Source organism: Virgibacillus siamensis, from assembly GCF_900162695.1.
GTDB classification, from domain to species: Bacteria; Bacillota; Bacilli; order Bacillales; family Amphibacillaceae; genus Lentibacillus; species Lentibacillus siamensis_A.
Window position 1 is genome coordinate 1531677 of record NZ_FUIH01000007.1, and the last position, 18312, is coordinate 1549988.

Below are 18312 nucleotides of genomic sequence, written 5' to 3' on the forward strand. Positions count from 1 at the left end.
TGCAGCGTCACATAAAGGTTTCATTTATTTCAGGAATAAATATAAGTAATCCGATGATGATGGCTGTTATGGCGGCCAATAATACCGCCCCTGCGGATATATCTTTTATTATCTTAGCATTGGGGTTAATTTCCGGTTTAATATAGTCGATTATTTTTTCAATGGATGTATTGATCATTTCGGTGATCAATACAACGCAGATTGTTAAAAAGATTAGTGCCCATTGCAACAGATCCAGCTTGAAAAATAGACCTGCTGCAATAACTGCTGCTGCTGCAATCAAATGAACCCTAAAGTTTCCCTCTGATTTAATCACTTCACGCAAACCATTCCAAGCATACGAAAAACCAATTACACTGTGTCGGCGATTATCGTTCAATTCCAAACTCACCCAGTATTTCTTCCTGGCGATTAAACATTTTAACCTCATCAGTCTTATTCATATGGTCATACCCAAGCAAATGCAGAAAACCATGAACTGCGAGGAAACTAAGTTCCCGTTCAAATGAGTGTTCATATTCGTTGGCTTGTTCATCCGCCCTTTCGACAGATATGACAATATCACCAAGCATAACTGGGATATCCTCACTAATTATATCCATTTCACCATCACCGATTTCCTGCATTGCAAATGATATTACATCAGTCGGCTGATCCTTTTGACGATAATTCCGGTTCAATTCCTGTATTTCCTTATTATTCACAAATGTTACGGAGACTTCTGAAGCTGGTGAAACCCCCTCTGCATCAGCAGTAAATAACAGTAGCCGTTGCAGCAAATCTACATAATCGGATGAAACTGAATTTGTTTGGTCATGAAAATCAATATGCATTATGTTGCCTCCTTGGTTGGATATTTGATCCTGGAATGGAATATTCCTTTCAGCGTTTCACAAATTGTCTGATGTACAGTATCTAATTCACTTAACGTCAGGTCACACTCATTAAGCTGACCATCCATCAGCCGGCTATTGACAATGGATCCTACAATTTCATCTATTTTTTCTTTTGTCGGTTCTTTTAACGACCTCACAGCAGCTTCTACTGAATCACAAATACTGATGACTGCTGCTTCTTTAGTCTGCGGTTTGGGTCCCGGATATCGGAACAATTCTTCCTTTACTTCTTCATTAACCTTTTTTTCCATTTGATAAAAGTACTGCAGTAAAGTTGTACCATGATGCTGCTTCGCTATATCAATTATTTCCTCAGGCATTTTATGTTCTTTCAGCATCTCCGCCCCGTCATACGGATGACTTATAATAATTTCTGCACTTTGCAGCGGTTCAATTAAATCATGCGGGTTTTTAATGGAAACCTGATTTTCGATAAAATAATGCGGTCTTATCGTTTTCCCGATATCATGATAATATGCTCCGACTCTAGCCAAAAGTCCGTTCGCTCCAATGGCTTCACAGGCGGTTTCACTAAGATTTGCAACCATTACGGAATGGTGATAGGTACCAGGTGCTTCTGTTAGTATCTTTCGAAGCAGAGGCTGGTTCGGACTTGCAAGTGAAAGTAATTTAATATCTGATAAAATTCCCAGTCCTGTTTCAAAAAAAGGAAGTAAGCCGATTGTCAGCACCGCTGATAACAATGCAGCAGACACCCCATATGCCGATTGAATGATTAAATCCGCATAGGAATATTTTTCAAATGAAAGGAATAGAAATAACAATACAGTAATAACGTTTATAACTGCCATTCCCGCGCCAGCTTTAATGACTGCCAGTCTGTCTTTCACATTGACCAGAAAAATAATTCCGGCCATCTGTGAAAAGAAGAAGTAAATACCTGCTTCAATATTGAGCGTTCCAGGTAATTCACCGTTAAAAATCACACTTCCTAAAATTGCGTAAAGAATCGATAATACGATAGCAAAACGTTCCTGGATCAACTGTTTTATCAATAGCCCGCCTGTGGCAACAGGAACCGCAAAAAACAGCAAATTTTCCGTTGTTGTGAACAAACTGACCACTTTCATCAGAACGATTACAATAAAACTAATCATCAGCACTGCCGCAATTTTTCGGTTATCCATTTGATTTTCCCGGTATAGATGATTTATTTCAGAACCAATAACTGTGATAATCAGCAGAATTAATAGGACAAGGCCAATGACTGGAAATACATTTCGTTCCTGATTTAAAAGCCCTATCAATTTAAGCTCTTCATAAATCCCGTCTGTTATTGTCTGTCCTTCTCTTACAATGATTTCTCCTGCCCTGATAACGACAGGTTCCACATTGCTTGCTGCTTCTTTTCGTGCCTCCATCGTTTTTTCCACATCAAAAAATGAATTCTCCACAATGGCAAACTTACTTAATTTCTTTAACGGTTCTTTCAGCCGCTTATCTAAAGAAGAATATTTAATACTCTGCGTAACATCCGATTCCGCACGTTGTATGTTTTCGGTTCGAACGCCATCCTTTAAAACATTTTCCAGTGAAGAAAGCAGCAGTTTTTTTCCTTCCTGTCGCTTACTTGCTTTAATATCCAATAATTTATAAAATAAACCATCATCGAGCTTGTCCGTTATCTCAGGAGATAAAATCTGTTTCAGCTGTTGAACTTTTTCCTGACTGGATACAAGTGAATCCGAATTCTCTATCCCGTTTACGGATGTATCCTTTTCCACTTTAGCGATCGCATCAAAAATTTCCCCGATATATGAAAGACGCTCTTTCGTTATTTCAGTCGATATATTATATCTATCCTCAACCGCCTGAACAGTTTCCCGTGTTTTCCGCTTTGTTTCCTGCTTATTTTCAATTGTAATAGGAGATCGGATCGTTTCCTTTGCATCAGAGAACCGTTCAATATTATACGTTTCGGTATAAACATTATTGACAGTCATCAGAAAGAAAAATGCACCCAATAAAATTAATGCCAGAATGATCATAACCCACTTTGGCTGAAGATGAATAAAATTATGCAGAAATTTTTTCATGACTGTCACCTCACCATCCGGATTATTGTATATAGAAATAAGACCCATTAAATAAGGGTCTTACACTATACACTTCATCCGTTATTAGCATTTTCGTAGGCATTAATAATCTTCTGAACCAATGGATGTCTTACCACATCTGTCTGAGTCAATTGAATAAAGGAGATACCTTCAACCGGAGACAGCAGATGATGAGCAGTATGCAGTCCCGACTTTACCCCTTTTGGCAAATCAATTTGCGTTATATCCCCTGTAATGACCATCTTAGAACCAAAACCAAGCCTGGTTAGAAACATTTTCATCTGTTCAGGCGTAGTATTTTGTGCCTCGTCCAAAATGACAAATGCGTCATCAAGCGTTCTTCCCCGCATATAAGCGAGCGGGGCAATCTCAATGGTATCCCTTTCAATCAGACGCAATGTATGCTCAGCTCCAAGGACGTCATGGAGTGCGTCATACAATGGTCGCAGGTATGGATCAACTTTTTCTTTCAAATCCCCGGGTAAAAAACCAAGACTCTCACCGGCTTCTACCGCAGGGCGGGTTAGAATAATCCGTTTCACTTCACCGTTCTTCAAGGCACGGACAGCCATCACCACGGCAAGATATGTTTTACCTGTACCGGCAGGACCGATCCCAAAGACAAGATCATTTGCTTTTATTGCCGCAATGTAACTTTTTTGTCCTAATGTTTTCACCCGGATGGACTTTCCGTGGGCATTCTTGGTAATTTCATCTTCAAATAGTGCCTCAAACTGATTTAGCTTTCCTTTTTTGGCCAAATCAGCCGCATATACAACATCCCGTTCGGTAATCGCCAAACCTTTTCTAACAACAGATAAAAGGGTTTTCAGTAATTCTTCTGCTAAATTGGCTGCTTCCTCACTTCCGGAAACATGAACTTCTTCACCCCTTGTCACTATGGTGATATCAAGTTGTTGTTCGATTTGTTTCAGAAATTTATCATTTGTACCGAAAAGTTCTAAAGCTTCATTCGGGGTTTTCAGTTGTAAATCTATTGTGTTAAAGTGTCTTGACATAATCAGTCTCCTTGACGTATTGGTACTTCTTTTACAATATTTTCTTCCACTGTCATATATAAGATTAATTTAACTTTACCACTCTCGGTAGTTTCATGCAAAATATTTTCAGAAATGATCTCGGCATCATTCCCAAGCTTTAGCAGCAATTCTTTTTTAGCCTGTTTAATCCCGATATTTATTGCTTCCTCTTTACTCCGCTCTAGTTTATTATACTTCTTTTCACTTAAAATGGTTTCAACTATTTTAATGGGAAGTTCCCATTTAAGAAAATAGAGATCTTTAACATAACGCTCCCGATGAATATTTTTGTATTCAGGTGTACCAAATCCCCAAACAGGCAACTCTACATTTCCCAGTTTCAGATGGTATTTATTTTCCCGCTTCCCTGTAAGCAGTTCATGATTGGCCTTCAGTGGTACCGTAACGGAAACCTCATACCAAGTTTTTGCAATGATATCAGCTTCTGATTCAACCAATTCGTATTTCTTGTCCTTTTTATTTTCATCAAAACGCAGCCTGCCAGATACAAGCAGGTCGCCTGGCTCCACATATTCATTTACCTGAACCTTTGGAACACCCTTCGATACATACATCTTTTGAATAACACCTTTTTTTGCGGCTACAAGGTTACGGGGACCACTTTTTTCCTCCTCTTCCACGATCGTTTTCTCAACGCCTTCCAATACAAAGGTTGTCCCTTTTTGATGCACACCGACCCAAAGAAGTTCCGGAATATCATGCATCAGTTTTTGTTGAATAACGCTCGACTTTCCGATTGAAAAGGTCCATGCACCGCGGTGTATTCCATATTCCTCCAGTTGCTTGTCTATCTTTTCTTCAAGATCAGTCGGGACATCCTTTATTTTCACTTCCCAAATAATATTGGAAAGTAAAAAAATCAAAAGAATGCTCATTAGAAATGCTGCCGGTATCTCTTTACGAACGGTCAATCGTTCCATGAAAAAAGGCAATCCTTTTTTCTTAATGAACCTTATTTTATACGCTCTTTTCCTTCTGATGTCTTTCACAACATGCAAACTGTTTAATTTAATATTACCTGTACAAACGGTTGCCGATTCTTTTTTAATATTCCATACAAAAACACCTTGTTCCACACAAGCTTGAAAAAACGTTTCCGGTTCCGATCCTTCAATTCGAATCGTGACATAGCCGGTTAAATAGGACCCTTGCATTTGTTTCATGTTCTCACCCTTTTTCCTGCTATCGTTTAATCAAAAATGAATTTTATCTCATGAATAGTACCTTCCAGCAATATTTCCTCTGGCAACATAGTTTTTAATACAAATGATGAACCCGTAATTTGGATATGACCTTTGTTCGCCCTAACTGTCAGCTCTTCATCGGAATAAACGACCAATCCTTTGTGATTCTCTATGTACACGTGAATTTGACCAATCGTCGTGATTCTCGGCAATTCCAGCATGACGTCAGATGGAAGGTCCAAATATTTTGTCAGCAATGGAGCAATTCGCTGTTGTAATTTCTTCATGGATGCGGCCCCCTCTCACAATCATATTTATGAAGGTTTCAAGTGGATAAGAACACAAAAAAAGAACCACTTCCGGATATGTACATCCGGAAGTGATCCTATCTGGTTCTAGTTACCTCTTCGTTTTGAAATAATACTCCGATATGGCTGCATCGCTCTTGGCTTACCTAGTATTTCAGCCATAATGATGCCATTTACCAACCCTTTTTTATTCAGATTGTTGCTGATTCGCTTTTTAAATTCCTTTTGTTCTTTTGTGAGTCCTCTCTCATTTGGCTTTTTGTTTTCAGACATCACACTTTTATATTTCCGTTTTTCCATTTCCAGCCTTGTTTGTGAACGCTGTATTTCCCTGCTCAAAGCATGGTGATTCTCATGATCCCCGAAATCTTCAGCGTATTCCTGTTGTACTGATTCCTGATTTTTATATGCCTGCTGCGCGGTGCTCGTATGTTTTGATCTGCCTGCAGTTCTGCCGCCTGATTTTACTTCCTTTTTATCTTTCTTTTTAGCAAAAGAACTGACAATCCCGAAAATGATTAGTACGAGAAAGGGTAGAAATTGCTCCATAGCACAGCTCCTTTCATTCTCAATCCTTCTTACCGGTTATCCTCGTCCGTATCGTCTTTTGATATTTTTCCAATGGAATCACGCATATCCGTGTCAGCATCAATATTCTTGTAATTCATATAATCCATAACTCCTAAATTACCGGAACGTAATGCTTCGGAAAGTGCACGTGGAACATCCGCTTCGGCTTCAACCACTTTTGCACGCATTTCTTCTACTCTTGCCGTCATTTCCTGCTCCTTCGCTACAGCCATTGCACGACGCTCTTCGGCTTTCGCCTGGGCGATGTTTTTATCCGCTTCGGCCTGGTCTGTCTGCAGAATAGCTCCAATGTTTTTACCAATGTCGATATCCGCTATATCAATTGATAATATTTCAAATGCAGTACCTGCATCAAGTCCTCTTGACAATACATTTTGCGAAATGGAATCAGGATTCTCCAGTACCTTTGCATGTGTTTCCGAACTACCGATTGTACTGACAATCCCTTCACCAACCCGGGCGATTACAGTATCTTCCCCTGCACCACCGACCAATCGATCAATATTGGCCCGAACAGTAATTCTTGCCTTCGCTTTCACCTCAATACCATCAATTGCAATCCCTGAAATAAAGGGAGTTTCAATTACTTTCGGATTAACACTCATTTGTACGGCTTCCAGAACGTCACGGCCAGCCAAATCAATTGCTGCCGTACGTTCAAAGCTTAGTTCAATATTAGCACGCTGGGCAGCAATCAGAGCGTTGACTACCCTGTCGACATTCCCACCAGCCAAATAGTGACTCTCGAGCTGATTTGTGGTGACACTCAGCCCTGCTTTATGGGCTTTAATTAGCGGGTTAATTACCCTGGAAGGAATAACCCTTCGAAGGCGCATACCTACCAACGTAAAAATTCCAACCTTTACACCTGCGGCTAATGCACTGATCCATAGCATGACAGGTATAAATGTAAATAATACTGCTACAACAATCAAAATAACTGCGATAATAATTATCGGCATAAGTTGTATTTCCATTAAAATTCCTCCTGTTCTTTTTCTGTATGATTTAATGCTCTTACCACTACACGTACACCTTCGACCTTCACTACTTTAACATGCTGATCCTTGGCAATGAACCCGCCTTCTGTTACAACATCAATACGTTCATTCTCGAGAATAGCGGTACCCGACGGACGCAAGGGTGTTACCGTAACCCCCCGCAAACCAATTAATTCCAGCCTATTAACGGATGAGACATATCCTTGTTCTGTCATGGTCCGATCTTTTAAAATGATATGACGGAAAAATCCTTTCTCCAATCCTATCGTTCTGAATAACACCACCGTTGCGATTATCGCAACAATGAATGCAATACCAATGCTCATGGACATTTGCCCAATATCCTGACCAGACATAATCAGGGAGACAATAATCGCACCAATGCCGAGAAGACCAACAATGCCCCCCGGCACAAAAAACTCTGCAACAATCAGCACAAGCCCCAAAATCAATAGTATAATTGCTTCCATTCCAGCCAGTCCCGCGACAATATGACCATAAAAAAACAATACCAGTGATAATAATCCAACTATACCAGGTATACCGAAACCGGGCGAATAAAGTTCCACGATTAATCCAAGACTCGCCAGCGACAATAGAATTGGAACAATAATTGGGTTTGTTATAAATCGGGCAGCTTCTTCTGACAAAGTTGGCTCTTTTTCAATGACAGAAGCCTGTGCCAAGCCTAATTCCTGCAGTAATTCTTTCCGGTCTTGGACAGTATCCTCAGAATAGCCCACCTTTTTTGCTGATTTGGCTCCAAGTGTAAGATATTCACCTTTGCCGGCACCGAACTCCGGTAAGTCAATACTTGGATCTGCCATGGCGACTGCATACAGGGGATCTTTCCCTGACGAATTTGCAGCGCTTTTCATAGCGGCAATCCACGCTGACTGAGCTTTCTTACTTGCTGCGGTACCATCCTGATTGATAACACCACTGGCTCCCATTGTTGCCTGTGGTTTCATATAAATGGTATCCGTATTAAGCGCAATATATGACCCTGCCGACAATGCACGGTTTACAATAAAAGATGTAGTCGGGATTTCAAGACCTTGAAGTAATTCCGCTATATTCCCGGCTGCATCAACACGGCCGCCAGGTGTATCGATTTCAAAAATGATGTAATCCGCGTTATCTTCTGTTGCTTCCTCTGTGGTTCGTTCTATAAAGGATTCAAGACCGCGCTCCACTTCATCTTCAACCGGAATGACATAAACCAGTTTCCCGTCACCATTATTGGTTGCATGGATAGAAGACATTGCGGAGAAAAGCGAAATTGCAGCAATAAGCAGTATTACTATGTACTTGTAATGTTTCGGCAAACGCCCTCACCCCCCTTCCGCTTACAGTACTCATACGAAAAAAATACTAAAATGGTTTCATTTTCTTACATAAATACTATCACAAACTATCCGAAAAATGAGGGTGTATTTATAAATGATTAAAAGTGCACCGGTTTGGGAAGCGTTAATGTTAAGGAAGCATTTAAAAAGCCCCGTCCAATCTGACGGGGCTTACAAAAAAAAATCCTGTTAATTTAAATGTTTTTGAACCAATTTATTGATTTGTGAACCATCGGCCTTCCCTTTTACCTTAGGCATGATGGCACTCATCACTTTTCCCATATCTTTTTTGGAAGTTGCATTTACTTCCTGAATCGTAGTCTGAACTACTGCCTCCAGCTCACCTTCAGAAAGCTGTTCAGGCATATATTCTTGTAAAATATTGATTTCAGTTTCAAGTTTTTTAACAAGATCATCTCGCCCAGCTGATTTAAATTCCTGGAGGGAATCTTTCCGCTGCTTCAATTCTCTTGAAAGAACTGACAACTCTTCATCTTCGGAAAGATCTTTGTTACCAAGTTTAATCGATTCATTTTGCAAAGAAGCTTTGACCATGCGTATAACAGCTAATGATTCTTTATCCTTGCTTTTCATGGCCCTCTTCATATCTTGGTTCAGCTGTTCCATTAATGTCATGCTCTCGCACCTTCTTTAGAATCTGCGCTTTCTTGCATTTTCAGATTTTTTCTTGCGTCTTACACTTGGCTTTTCATAGTGTTCACGCTTCCGGTATTCCTGAAGAGTACCGCTTTTTGAAACGCTGCGCTTGAAGCGACGAAGAGCATCCTCGAGAGACTCGTTTTTACGAACGCGAGTTGTATTTGACATGCTAATTTCCCTCCCTCCGAAGCATAAAACAAAAATATACCAACATGTAATACTTTACATGTCTTTGATAATTATAATATAACCCGCATACCAGGTCAACTTCTAATTTTAATTAATAGGCATCGTTTCCTGTATTACCTGCAATAATATCCACTCCTGCACTGGCACCGATCCTGGTTGCACCTGCATCTATCATTGCCTTCGTGTCTTCAAGCGAACGAACGCCGCCGGACGCTTTCACTCCCATGTCCGGGCCGACAGTTTCACGCATCAACTTAATATCTTCAACCGTTGCACCACCTCCGGAAAAACCAGTAGATGTTTTAACAAAGTCCGCCCCTGCTTGCTTTGCCAGTTTACAGGCCAGAACTTTTTCATCTTCGGTCAGTAAAGATGTTTCAATGATAACCTTTGTAAGGATATTTTCGCCGGCAGCTTCAACCACAGCCCGAATATCATGAAGCACAGTCTGATCATCACCGGATTTAAGCGCTCCGACATTTATCACCATATCTACTTCAGATGCACCATCCTGTATTGCTTGTTTCGTTTCAAATTCTTTCACTTTGGTTGTTGTTGCCCCAAGTGGAAAACCAATTACAGTACAAACTTTAACATCGGTCCCATTTAAATGTTTATGGCAATATGACACCCAATACGGGTTAACACAAACAGAAGCAAAACCGTGCGTTTTCGCTTCACTGACTATTTGTTTGATTTTTTCCTCTGTCGTTTCAGGTTTCAATTGCGTATGGTCAATATATGTTGCCAAATCCATTTCATCGTTCTCCTTTTTGATTAGTTATACTTACTCCGAATTCATAATAGCATTTAAATACGGAAAAATAAATCCCGGGGTAAACTCCCGGGATCACTGTGCAGCCTCTTCAATATTGTGATTGGTCGCATTATCCATTACCCGTACAAAGACACCTTCATTATAAGGGTATCCTGATTTGGTGATTTTGACACGGACTATCTTGCCGATCAGGTCCTGTGTCCCTTCAAAACGGACTTTTAAATAATTATCGGTATAACCGACAAGTGTATGTTCGTCTCCTTCAGATGTGTGTTCTTCCGGAATAACTTCGAGAACCTCATCCTCATAAGTTGCTGCATATTCTTTTGCAAGCTGATCGGACAGTTCAATCATTTGATTTACCCGTTCATTTTTCACATCATCATCCACTTGATTGTCCATTCTGGCAGCAGGTGTACCAGTTCTTCTGGAAAACGGAAATACATGCAATTCGGAATATCCGATATCCTTAATAAAGTTGCATGTCTCAAGAAATTCATCCTCCGTCTCACCCGGGAAGCCTACAATTACATCCGATGTGATCGCAAGACCTGGTAATGCTCTGCGGATTTTGTTAACTTTTTGTTTGTAAAATTCGCTGGAATATTTTCTGCGCATTCTGGCAAGAACCGAATCAGATCCTGATTGAAGAGGTATATGCAGATGACGTACAATCTTTTCCGATTTGTCGAGCACTTCAATAACCTCATCTGTAATCTGACTGGCTTCAATTGATGAAATACGAATCCGTTTTAAGCCAGCAACTTTCGTTTCCAGGTCGTTAAGAAGCTTGGCGAAATTATAATCTTTCATATCTTCACCGTATCCCGCAGTATGAATCCCTGTCAGCACAATTTCCTTATAACCTGCATCTACAAGACTTTGCGCTTGTTTAATAACGTTTTCCGGCTCACGCGAACGAAGCAGACCGCGTGACCAGGGAATAATACAGAATGTGCAGAAATTGTTGCACCCTTCCTGTATTTTTAATGACGCGCGTGTCCGATCTGTAAAGTCAGGAACATCCATTTCTTCAAAAACACGATTTTTCATGATGTTGGAAACACCATTGATTGGTTCACGGGTCTTCTTATGTTCTTCAATATAATCAAGCATCTTTTTGCGATTCTGCGTCCCGACAATTATGTCAACACCTGGTATCTCCATAATTTCACCAGGTGATGTTTGTGCATAACAGCCTGTTACACAAACAATGGATTCAGGATTTTTGCGGATTGCCCGGCGAATTACCTGTCTGCTTTTTTTATCTCCGGTATTTGTTACTGTGCAGGTGTTAATGACGTATACATCTGACTGACGGTCAAAATCCACACGTTCATAACCGTTCTCCTTAAACATATTCCAGATACCTTCTGTTTCATAATGATTCACTTTACATCCTAATGTATGGAATGCAACAGTTGTCATCATGTACACCTCAATTCTTCTAAGTGATAAGAAATACTCGACAATACATATAAGCTAGCTGTTTCTGTTCGAAGTATACGCGGTCCAAGCCTGATTGGCGTGAAATCATATTCCTTCAGCATAGCTGCTTCTTCCTTCGAAATACCACCTTCCGGACCAATATAGACCAGAATCCGTTTTCCCTTTTCGAGCCTGCCGAGCACGGTACCAAGTGATTGCGACGCCGTCCTCTTTGCTTCTTCCTCGAATGCGAACAACTTCACGTCAAACGCTCGCGCATATTCAGCCATTTCACTGGTTGTGTGAACCGGCATAACTTCAGGTATTTTATTACGATGACTCTGCTCACTTGCTTCCTTTACGATCTTCTGGAATCTGCCCAATTTCTTTTCAAATTTTTTACCGTTCCAGACTGCCACTGAACGTTCTGATTGAACCGGTAAAAAGGTACTTGCTCCCAATTCTGTACCTTTTTGCAAAACATATTCAAATTTATCACCTTTAGGTATTCCTTGGGCAATGGTAACATCAACCGGCATTTCCATCGACTCATTCAACCACTCTTCAATCTGCAGACACACTTCTGTTGAATAAATGGACACGATCCGGCAAATTGCCGCATTTCCATCCGGATGATTGCAAATAATCCGATCTCCGTCCCGATAACGCATCACACGCTGGATATGATGAGCATCATCATTCTGAATCATTACCGTGTTTTCCTGCCAATTTTCATCAGGAACAAAATAGCGTTGCAAGGTCAGCACCACTTTTCAATTAAATCTTCTTGGCAACAATCGCTACCCAATCTTCCATCTCATTTACTTCCAAAATTTCAAATCCTGCTTGTTTCAGGTTATCCAACACCAATTGTTTCTTAGCTTGAATGATTCCGGATGTGATAAAAATTCCGCCCGGGCGCAAGTTATTCCACGCCTCGTTTGTAAACCTGACGATGATCTCCGCCAGTATATTCGAAACAATAACATCCGCTTCCATCTTAACATTGTCCAGCAGATTATTTTGCCTGACATGAATGATCGCATCGGTCTTATTTAGCTTTGAATTTATCGATGTACTTTTAACTGCAATTTCATCCAGGTCGAATGCATGTACTTCATTAGCACCGAGTAAAGCGGAAGCAATACTGAGTACACCTGACCCGCATCCGACATCTATAACCAGATCACGTGGATTCAGATACTGCTCAATTGCCTGGATGCTTAATACAGTTGTCGGATGTGTACCTGTACCGAAAGCCATGCCAGGGTCAAGTTCGATAATCACTTCATCACTTGATACAGGTTCGTAGTCCTCCCAAGTCGGGATGATAGTTATCTTTTTAGAAATTTTAACAGGCTTGTAGTATTTTTTCCATGCTGTTGCCCATTCTTCTTCGTGAATTTCACTTAACGTTACCTGATTTCTTCCCAAATCAATATCATACAGCATCAGGTTATTAACTGCCTGTTTTATTTCATTGACTGTTTCGCCCAGGAAGCTGTTTACCGGCAAGTATGCTTTGATGTACACCCCTTCTTCCGGGTATTCATCTTGATTCAATTCATATATTTCTCCAAATTTACTTTCATGTTCCATCGTGAGATCCAATGGGTCCTCAATTACTACACCACTGGCGCCGGTCTCATGAAGTATATTAGAAATCGGCTCGATAGCTTCGTTCGTAGTATGAATGCATATTTCCGACCATTTCATATCGATTCACTCATTTCCTGAAAAAGTAGGATGTCGTATTAAAAACTGCAGTAAGTTGGTAGCCCTTTAAGTTGATAATCCTTGGCACACAGCTAAAAAATACCGTTTAATTTTTAAATGCATTTTTAAATTTTTGGAAGAACGAGCCGCCTTGCTCATCTGTTGCTTCATTTCCGCCAATTTCATTAAATTCACGAATCAGCTCTTTCTGACGGTCGGTCAGTTTATCTGGTGTAATCACCCGTACTTGAACATGTTGATCACCATGTCCATAGCCACGTACATTCGGTGCACCTTTTCCTTTCAGACGGAATGTTTTACCTGTTTGGGTCCCGGCAGGCACTTTCAACATCACTTTTCCGTGTACAGTTGGCACTTCCATCTCATCACCAAGTGCTGCCTGTGCAAAGGTTATTGGCAATTCGCAATGAATATGGTCGCCTTCACGTCTGAAAAATTCATGTGGTCTTACTTGAATTACAACAAACAAATCTCCTGGAGGGCCACCATTTTTACCTGCCTCTCCTTTTCCGGACACTCTGATTTGCTGTCCATCATCAATTCCTGCTGGGATGGAAATATGGATTTTTTTATGCTTCGTTACCTTTCCAGATCCACCACAAGTACCGCATTTTTCAGGGATAATCTTACCACTTCCATTACAATGATGACAGACACGGCGGTTTACAACCTTTCCAAACGGCGTATTTTGCTCCATATTCAACTGTCCTGATCCGCCGCAGTGTGAACAGGTTTTTGTTTCTGTCCCCGGTTTCGCACCTGAACCTTTACACGTATCGCAATTTTCCTCATTCGGAATTTTGATATCCGTTTCCTTTCCAAAAATCGCTTCCTCGAAATTAAGCGTCATGGAATACTGCAGATCCGCACCTTGTTGAGGCGCATTTGGATCACGTCTGCGTCCGCCGCCAAAGAACATATCAAAAATATCACCAAATCCGCCAAAGTCCTGTGCTCCGCCGCCAAATCCTCCAAACCCTTGACCTTGTGCGCCAGCATGGCCGAATTGATCATACTGTGCCCGTTTTTGTTCATTGCTTAACACTTCATAAGCTTCTTTTGCTTCTTTAAATTTTTCGGATGCATTATCTTCCTTGCTCACATCCGGATGATATTTCCTGGCCAGTTTCCGATAGGCCTTTTTTATTTCATCTTTTGAAGAGCCTTTTTCAACTCCAAGCACTTCATAATAGTCACGCTTACTCACTTAAAAATCACTCTCCCGATACACTATTGCATAAATTTTATCATACCATTATATGAGGCACGATAGCAAACGAACACTGTGCCACATACTGTATATCCAAATGTTGTTTCAAAACTCCTGTTAAAAAGCTCATTCAGAAAAAAGAGTCAAAGCCAAGGAATTCCTGACTTTGACTCTTTTTGATTAACGTGATGCTTATTTTTTATTGTTCTCTTCGTCATCTACCTCTTTATAATCAGCATCTTCTACATCATCTGCTGAACCGGCATTGCCATCAGCACCCTGCTGAGCCTGTTGTTCTTGCTGCATTTGCTCATACAGTTTTACTGAAAGCTGCTGGACTTGCTCCTGAAGTGCCTCTTTCTTTTCCTTGATTTGATCTATATCGTCAGCTTCAATTGCCTTTTTCAATTCTTCCTTCGCGTCCTCAGCTTTTTGTTTCTCATCTTCGGAAACTTTGTCACCAAGGTCCTTGATGGTTTTATCAGTTGTAAAGATCAGTTGATCTGCTTCATTGCGAAGTTCAATTTCTTCGCGGCGTTTTTTGTCCGCTTCAGCATTCTCTTCTGCATCTTTTACCATTTGATCAATTTCATCATCAGACAAGCCCGAAGAGGACTTGATTGTAATTGACTGTTCTTTATTTGTACCCATGTCTTTTGCACGGACATTAACAATACCGTTCGCATCAATATCAAAGCTTACCTCAATTTGCGGTACCCCTCTTGGTGCCGGTGGGATATCCGTCAACTGAAAACGGCCAAGTGTTTTATTATCTGCTGCCATTTCACGTTCTCCCTGCAGCACATGAATATCTACAGCTGTTTGATTATCTGCAGCTGTTGAGAACACTTGTGAATGGCTTGTTGGGATTGTTGTATTACGTTCAATCAGCTTCGTTGTTACACTTCCCATTGTTTCAATACCGAGTGAAAGTGGAGTGACATCAAGCAATACAACATCTTTCACATCACCTTGAAGCACACCGCCCTGAATTGCAGCACCAAGTGCAACAACTTCATCAGGGTTTACACCTTTAGAAGGGTCTTTACCAGTTTCACGTTTGATTGCTTCCTGTACTGCCGGAATCCGAGTAGATCCACCTACAAGCAGTACGCGGTCAATTTCGCTGGCTGACAGGTCCGCATCTTTTAGTGCTTTTCTTGTTGGAGCCATTGTACGTTCAACCAACTCAGATGAAAGCTCCTCAAATTTTGCACGGGTCAAATTCATTTCCAAATGTAGCGGTCCCGCATCCCCCGCTGTAATAAATGGCAGGGAAATTTGAGTTTGTGATACACCTGACAAGTCTTTTTTCGCTTTTTCAGCTGCATCTTTCAAACGCTGTGTTGCCATTTTGTCTTTGGAAAGGTCAATTCCATTTTCTTTTTTGAATTCCTGAACCATATAATCAATGATAACTTCATCAAAGTCATCCCCGCCAAGACGATTATCACCGGCAGTAGAAACAACTTCAAAGGTGCCATCGCCGATATCCAGGATTGATACGTCAAATGTACCGCCGCCAAGGTCATAAACAAGGATGGTCTGATCCTGGTCATCTTTGTCAATACCATAGGCAAGGGCAGCTGCTGTTGGTTCATTAATAATACGTTCAACTTCGAGACCAGCAATTTTACCCGCGTCCTTGGTTGCCTGACGTTCCGCATCATTAAAATATGCAGGAACAGTGATTACTGCTTTATTTACGTCCTCACCAAGATAATCTTCCGCATATGATTTAATGTGCTGCAGAATAATTGCGGAAACTTCCTGTGGTGTATATTCTTTATCTTCAATTTTCACCTTGTAATCAGTACCCATATGACGCTTAATGGATTGAATAGTGTTTGGATTGGTGATTGCCTGGCGTTTTGCAACTTCACCAACTTGGCGCTCACCATTTTTAAACGCAACGACTGATGGCGTTGTCCGGTTGCCTTCCGGATTGGGGATTACTACCGCTTCCCCGCCTTCCATAACTGATACACATGAATTTGTTGTACCTAAGTCAATACCAATTATCTTACTCATAAAACATTTCCTCCTTAACTGCTTTGCAATTACTTATTCACTTTTACCATTGCTGGTCGAATTACTTTATCTTTCAGCATGTAGCCTTTTTGCAATTCTTCCGTTACAATATTTGATTCCATATCCTCTTCTTCCACCTGCATTACTGCGTGATGGATATTCGGATCAAATTCTTTCCCAACACTTTCAATTTCCACAACATCATTTGCTTTCAATGCATCCTTGATTTGACGATATACCATTGAAACGCCATCCACAAAACTTTCTGCGGCATCTGTTACTTCAACCTGCAGTGCGCGCTCAAAGTTATCAAGTGCGGGCAATAATTCAGTTGCCAGTGTCTCTGCTTTATATTTTCGTTCCGCCTCTTTCTCTTTGCGGGAACGTTTTTTGAAGTTGTCAAATTCGGCTTGTGTTCGAAGCAACCGTTGATACATTTCATCTTTTTCCTGTTTCAGCTTGCTGACTTCAGCTTTTAGATCTTCCATTTCACTTTCATCTGAACCAAGTTGTTGTTCCAGATCCTCTTTTTCCGGATTATCTATTACTTCAGTAGCCTCTGCAGTTTCAGTTGCTTCTGTTTCTGCTGCATCGTTGCTGTCGACCATCTTTTCCTTATTTTCATCCATGTCTGCCACCTCCTGCATAACCAATTTCCATGATAGACTATATCATGACTGAATTAGATTTTAAATATATACACATTAAGAAATGATGGGAACTTCCCACCAAATCGATGTACCCTTGATTGACTAAATTTAATCATTATTTTTATGCCATAAATATAAAGCATCCGACATCTCATGAGACAACGTATTTAACAAATTGATCACTCTTTTGTATTCCATCCGCGTTGGGCCAAGAATTGCGATAGTACCCACCTGCTCCTCATCCAATTGATACGTTGCTGTAATCAGGCTGAGATCTTTTATAGCATCAGCCTTGTTCTCATGCCCGATAGTAACTTTAATGCCATCGTGTGTATCTTTCAGGATCTTGGCAATCTCATCCTCTTTTTCCATCATGGCATAAAACGAACGCACTTTATTGATATCATTGAATTCTGGCTGCATCAATATATTGGTTTTTCCACCAAAATACAATTTAACCGGATTTTCATTAAAAAATGCCTGTTTAATATAATTATACGATTTTTTAAAGTCTGAAATATACTTTTGCATTAAGGTGATGATTTCAGAATTCAGCTTCTCCGGCAGTCTGATTAGAGACACACCCTGTAACCTGTCATTTAAAATATTTACCATCTTCTCCAAGTCAGATGTGCTAATCTCTTCCGGAATGGAAAATGATCGATGTTCCACATGGCCATTGTCTGTTACAAGTATAACAACCGCATTCTGGCTTGACAGTGTGACAATCTGAAGTTGCTTAAGCTTTGTTTCCAGTACCTCAGGACCTAATATAATAGACGTGTAATTTGTTATATCAGACAAAATTTCAGCAGACTTTTGAGCAATTTGTTCAAATTCAAAAAAGCCGTCCTGAATCGAATTATGGATGAGTTTTACATCACTCCTTGGGCTTTTTGGTGCTGCCAAATGATCAACATAATATCGATACCCTTTTTCAGAGGGAATCCGTCCAGAGGATGAGTGTGTTTTTTCCAGAAAACCCATTTCCTCTAAGTCCGCCATCTCATTCCGAATGGTCGCAGAACTGTAGGGGATATTGTTTTTTTTGGAAATTGCACGTGATCCAACTGGTTGTGCTGATTCGATGAAATCATCAATAATGACCTGCAAAATTAACAATTGCCTTTCTGTTAACATGATGATCACCTCTGTTAGCAC

At 40.6% G+C, this 18312-nt stretch carries 19 protein-coding genes; all 19 read right to left on the reverse strand.

Annotation, left to right across the window (positions count from 1 at the left end; all coding sequences use genetic code 11):
• Positions 1 to 7: 7 nt before the first annotated feature.
• The 19 genes from B1K71_RS11525 to hrcA all read right to left on the reverse strand — a co-directional run bounded on the left by B1K71_RS11525 (position 8) and on the right by hrcA (position 18291).
• A complete protein-coding gene (locus tag B1K71_RS11525) occupies positions 8 to 379 on the reverse strand; it encodes a diacylglycerol kinase family protein (RefSeq protein ID WP_245799253.1) in 372 nt (123 codons plus the stop codon).
• Complete coding sequence (ybeY, locus tag B1K71_RS11530) at positions 369 to 833, reverse strand: rRNA maturation RNase YbeY (RefSeq protein ID WP_077327043.1); 465 nt, start codon at positions 831 to 833, stop codon at positions 369 to 371. The genes B1K71_RS11525 and ybeY overlap by 11 nt, the downstream gene beginning before the upstream one ends.
• Positions 833 to 2953 (reverse strand): HD family phosphohydrolase, encoded by a 2121-nt coding sequence (locus B1K71_RS11535; protein WP_077327045.1) that lies wholly within the window; start codon positions 2951 to 2953, stop codon positions 833 to 835. The genes ybeY and B1K71_RS11535 overlap by 1 nt, the downstream gene beginning before the upstream one ends.
• Positions 2954 to 3027: 74 nt before the next feature.
• Entirely contained in the window at positions 3028 to 3993 is a 966-nt protein-coding gene (locus B1K71_RS11540) for a PhoH family protein (RefSeq protein ID WP_077327047.1), read from the reverse strand.
• Positions 3994 to 3995: 2 nt separating this feature from the next.
• Positions 3996 to 5198 carry a sporulation protein YqfD gene (gene yqfD, locus B1K71_RS11545; protein WP_077327049.1) on the reverse strand — a complete coding sequence of 401 codons (1203 nt, stop codon included), beginning with the start codon at positions 5196 to 5198 and terminating at the stop codon, positions 3996 to 3998.
• Positions 5199 to 5224: 26 nt separating this feature from the next.
• Positions 5225 to 5506 carry a sporulation protein YqfC gene (gene yqfC, locus B1K71_RS11550; protein WP_077327051.1) on the reverse strand — a complete coding sequence of 94 codons (282 nt, stop codon included), beginning with the start codon at positions 5504 to 5506 and terminating at the stop codon, positions 5225 to 5227.
• Between the two features lie 108 nt (positions 5507 to 5614).
• Positions 5615 to 6076, reverse strand: a complete 462-nt coding sequence (locus B1K71_RS11555) for a hypothetical protein (RefSeq protein ID WP_077327053.1) — start codon at positions 6074 to 6076, stop codon at positions 5615 to 5617.
• A 29-nt stretch (positions 6077 to 6105) separates the two neighbouring features.
• Positions 6106 to 7095: a flotillin-like protein FloA gene (gene floA, locus B1K71_RS11560; RefSeq protein WP_077327055.1), complete on the reverse strand. Its 990-nt coding sequence runs from the start codon at positions 7093 to 7095 to the stop codon at positions 6106 to 6108.
• Complete coding sequence (locus B1K71_RS11565; RefSeq protein ID WP_077330206.1) at positions 7095 to 8384, reverse strand: NfeD family protein; 1290 nt, start codon at positions 8382 to 8384, stop codon at positions 7095 to 7097. The genes floA and B1K71_RS11565 overlap by 1 nt, the downstream gene beginning before the upstream one ends.
• A 273-nt stretch (positions 8385 to 8657) precedes the next feature.
• On the reverse strand, positions 8658 to 9104 hold the full coding sequence (locus tag B1K71_RS11570; protein WP_077327057.1) for a GatB/YqeY domain-containing protein: 447 nt from the start codon (positions 9102 to 9104) through the stop codon (positions 8658 to 8660).
• Positions 9105 to 9119: 15 nt separating this feature from the next.
• The gene (rpsU, locus tag B1K71_RS11575; protein ID WP_077327059.1) at positions 9120 to 9296 is read right to left on the reverse strand and encodes a 30S ribosomal protein S21; all 177 of its coding nucleotides are present in this window, start codon (positions 9294 to 9296) and stop codon (positions 9120 to 9122) included.
• 112 nt (positions 9297 to 9408) lie between these two features.
• Positions 9409 to 10074 carry a deoxyribose-phosphate aldolase gene (deoC, locus tag B1K71_RS11580; protein WP_077327060.1) on the reverse strand — a complete coding sequence of 222 codons (666 nt, stop codon included), beginning with the start codon at positions 10072 to 10074 and terminating at the stop codon, positions 9409 to 9411.
• Between the two features lie 93 nt (positions 10075 to 10167).
• On the reverse strand, positions 10168 to 11523 hold the full coding sequence (mtaB, locus tag B1K71_RS11585) for a tRNA (N(6)-L-threonylcarbamoyladenosine(37)-C(2))-methylthiotransferase MtaB (protein ID WP_077327062.1): 1356 nt from the start codon (positions 11521 to 11523) through the stop codon (positions 10168 to 10170).
• Positions 11523 to 12281, reverse strand: a complete 759-nt coding sequence (locus B1K71_RS11590) for a 16S rRNA (uracil(1498)-N(3))-methyltransferase (RefSeq protein WP_077327064.1) — start codon at positions 12279 to 12281, stop codon at positions 11523 to 11525. The genes mtaB and B1K71_RS11590 overlap by 1 nt, the downstream gene beginning before the upstream one ends.
• A gap of 19 nt (positions 12282 to 12300) precedes the next feature.
• Positions 12301 to 13239, reverse strand: coding sequence for a 50S ribosomal protein L11 methyltransferase (prmA, locus tag B1K71_RS11595; RefSeq protein ID WP_077327066.1), 939 nt, complete (start codon positions 13237 to 13239; stop codon positions 12301 to 12303).
• A 106-nt stretch (positions 13240 to 13345) separates the two neighbouring features.
• Positions 13346 to 14467, reverse strand: a complete 1122-nt coding sequence (gene dnaJ / locus B1K71_RS11600) for a molecular chaperone DnaJ (RefSeq protein ID WP_077327068.1) — start codon at positions 14465 to 14467, stop codon at positions 13346 to 13348.
• 195 nt (positions 14468 to 14662) lie between these two features.
• Entirely contained in the window at positions 14663 to 16501 is a 1839-nt protein-coding gene (gene dnaK / locus B1K71_RS11605) for a molecular chaperone DnaK (RefSeq protein ID WP_077327070.1), read from the reverse strand.
• 29 nt (positions 16502 to 16530) lie between these two features.
• Positions 16531 to 17130, reverse strand: a complete 600-nt coding sequence (grpE, locus tag B1K71_RS11610) for a nucleotide exchange factor GrpE (protein WP_077327072.1) — start codon at positions 17128 to 17130, stop codon at positions 16531 to 16533.
• A 129-nt stretch (positions 17131 to 17259) separates the two neighbouring features.
• The gene (gene hrcA / locus B1K71_RS11615; protein ID WP_077327074.1) at positions 17260 to 18291 is read right to left on the reverse strand and encodes a heat-inducible transcriptional repressor HrcA; all 1032 of its coding nucleotides are present in this window, start codon (positions 18289 to 18291) and stop codon (positions 17260 to 17262) included.
• Positions 18292 to 18312 lie beyond the last annotated feature (21 nt).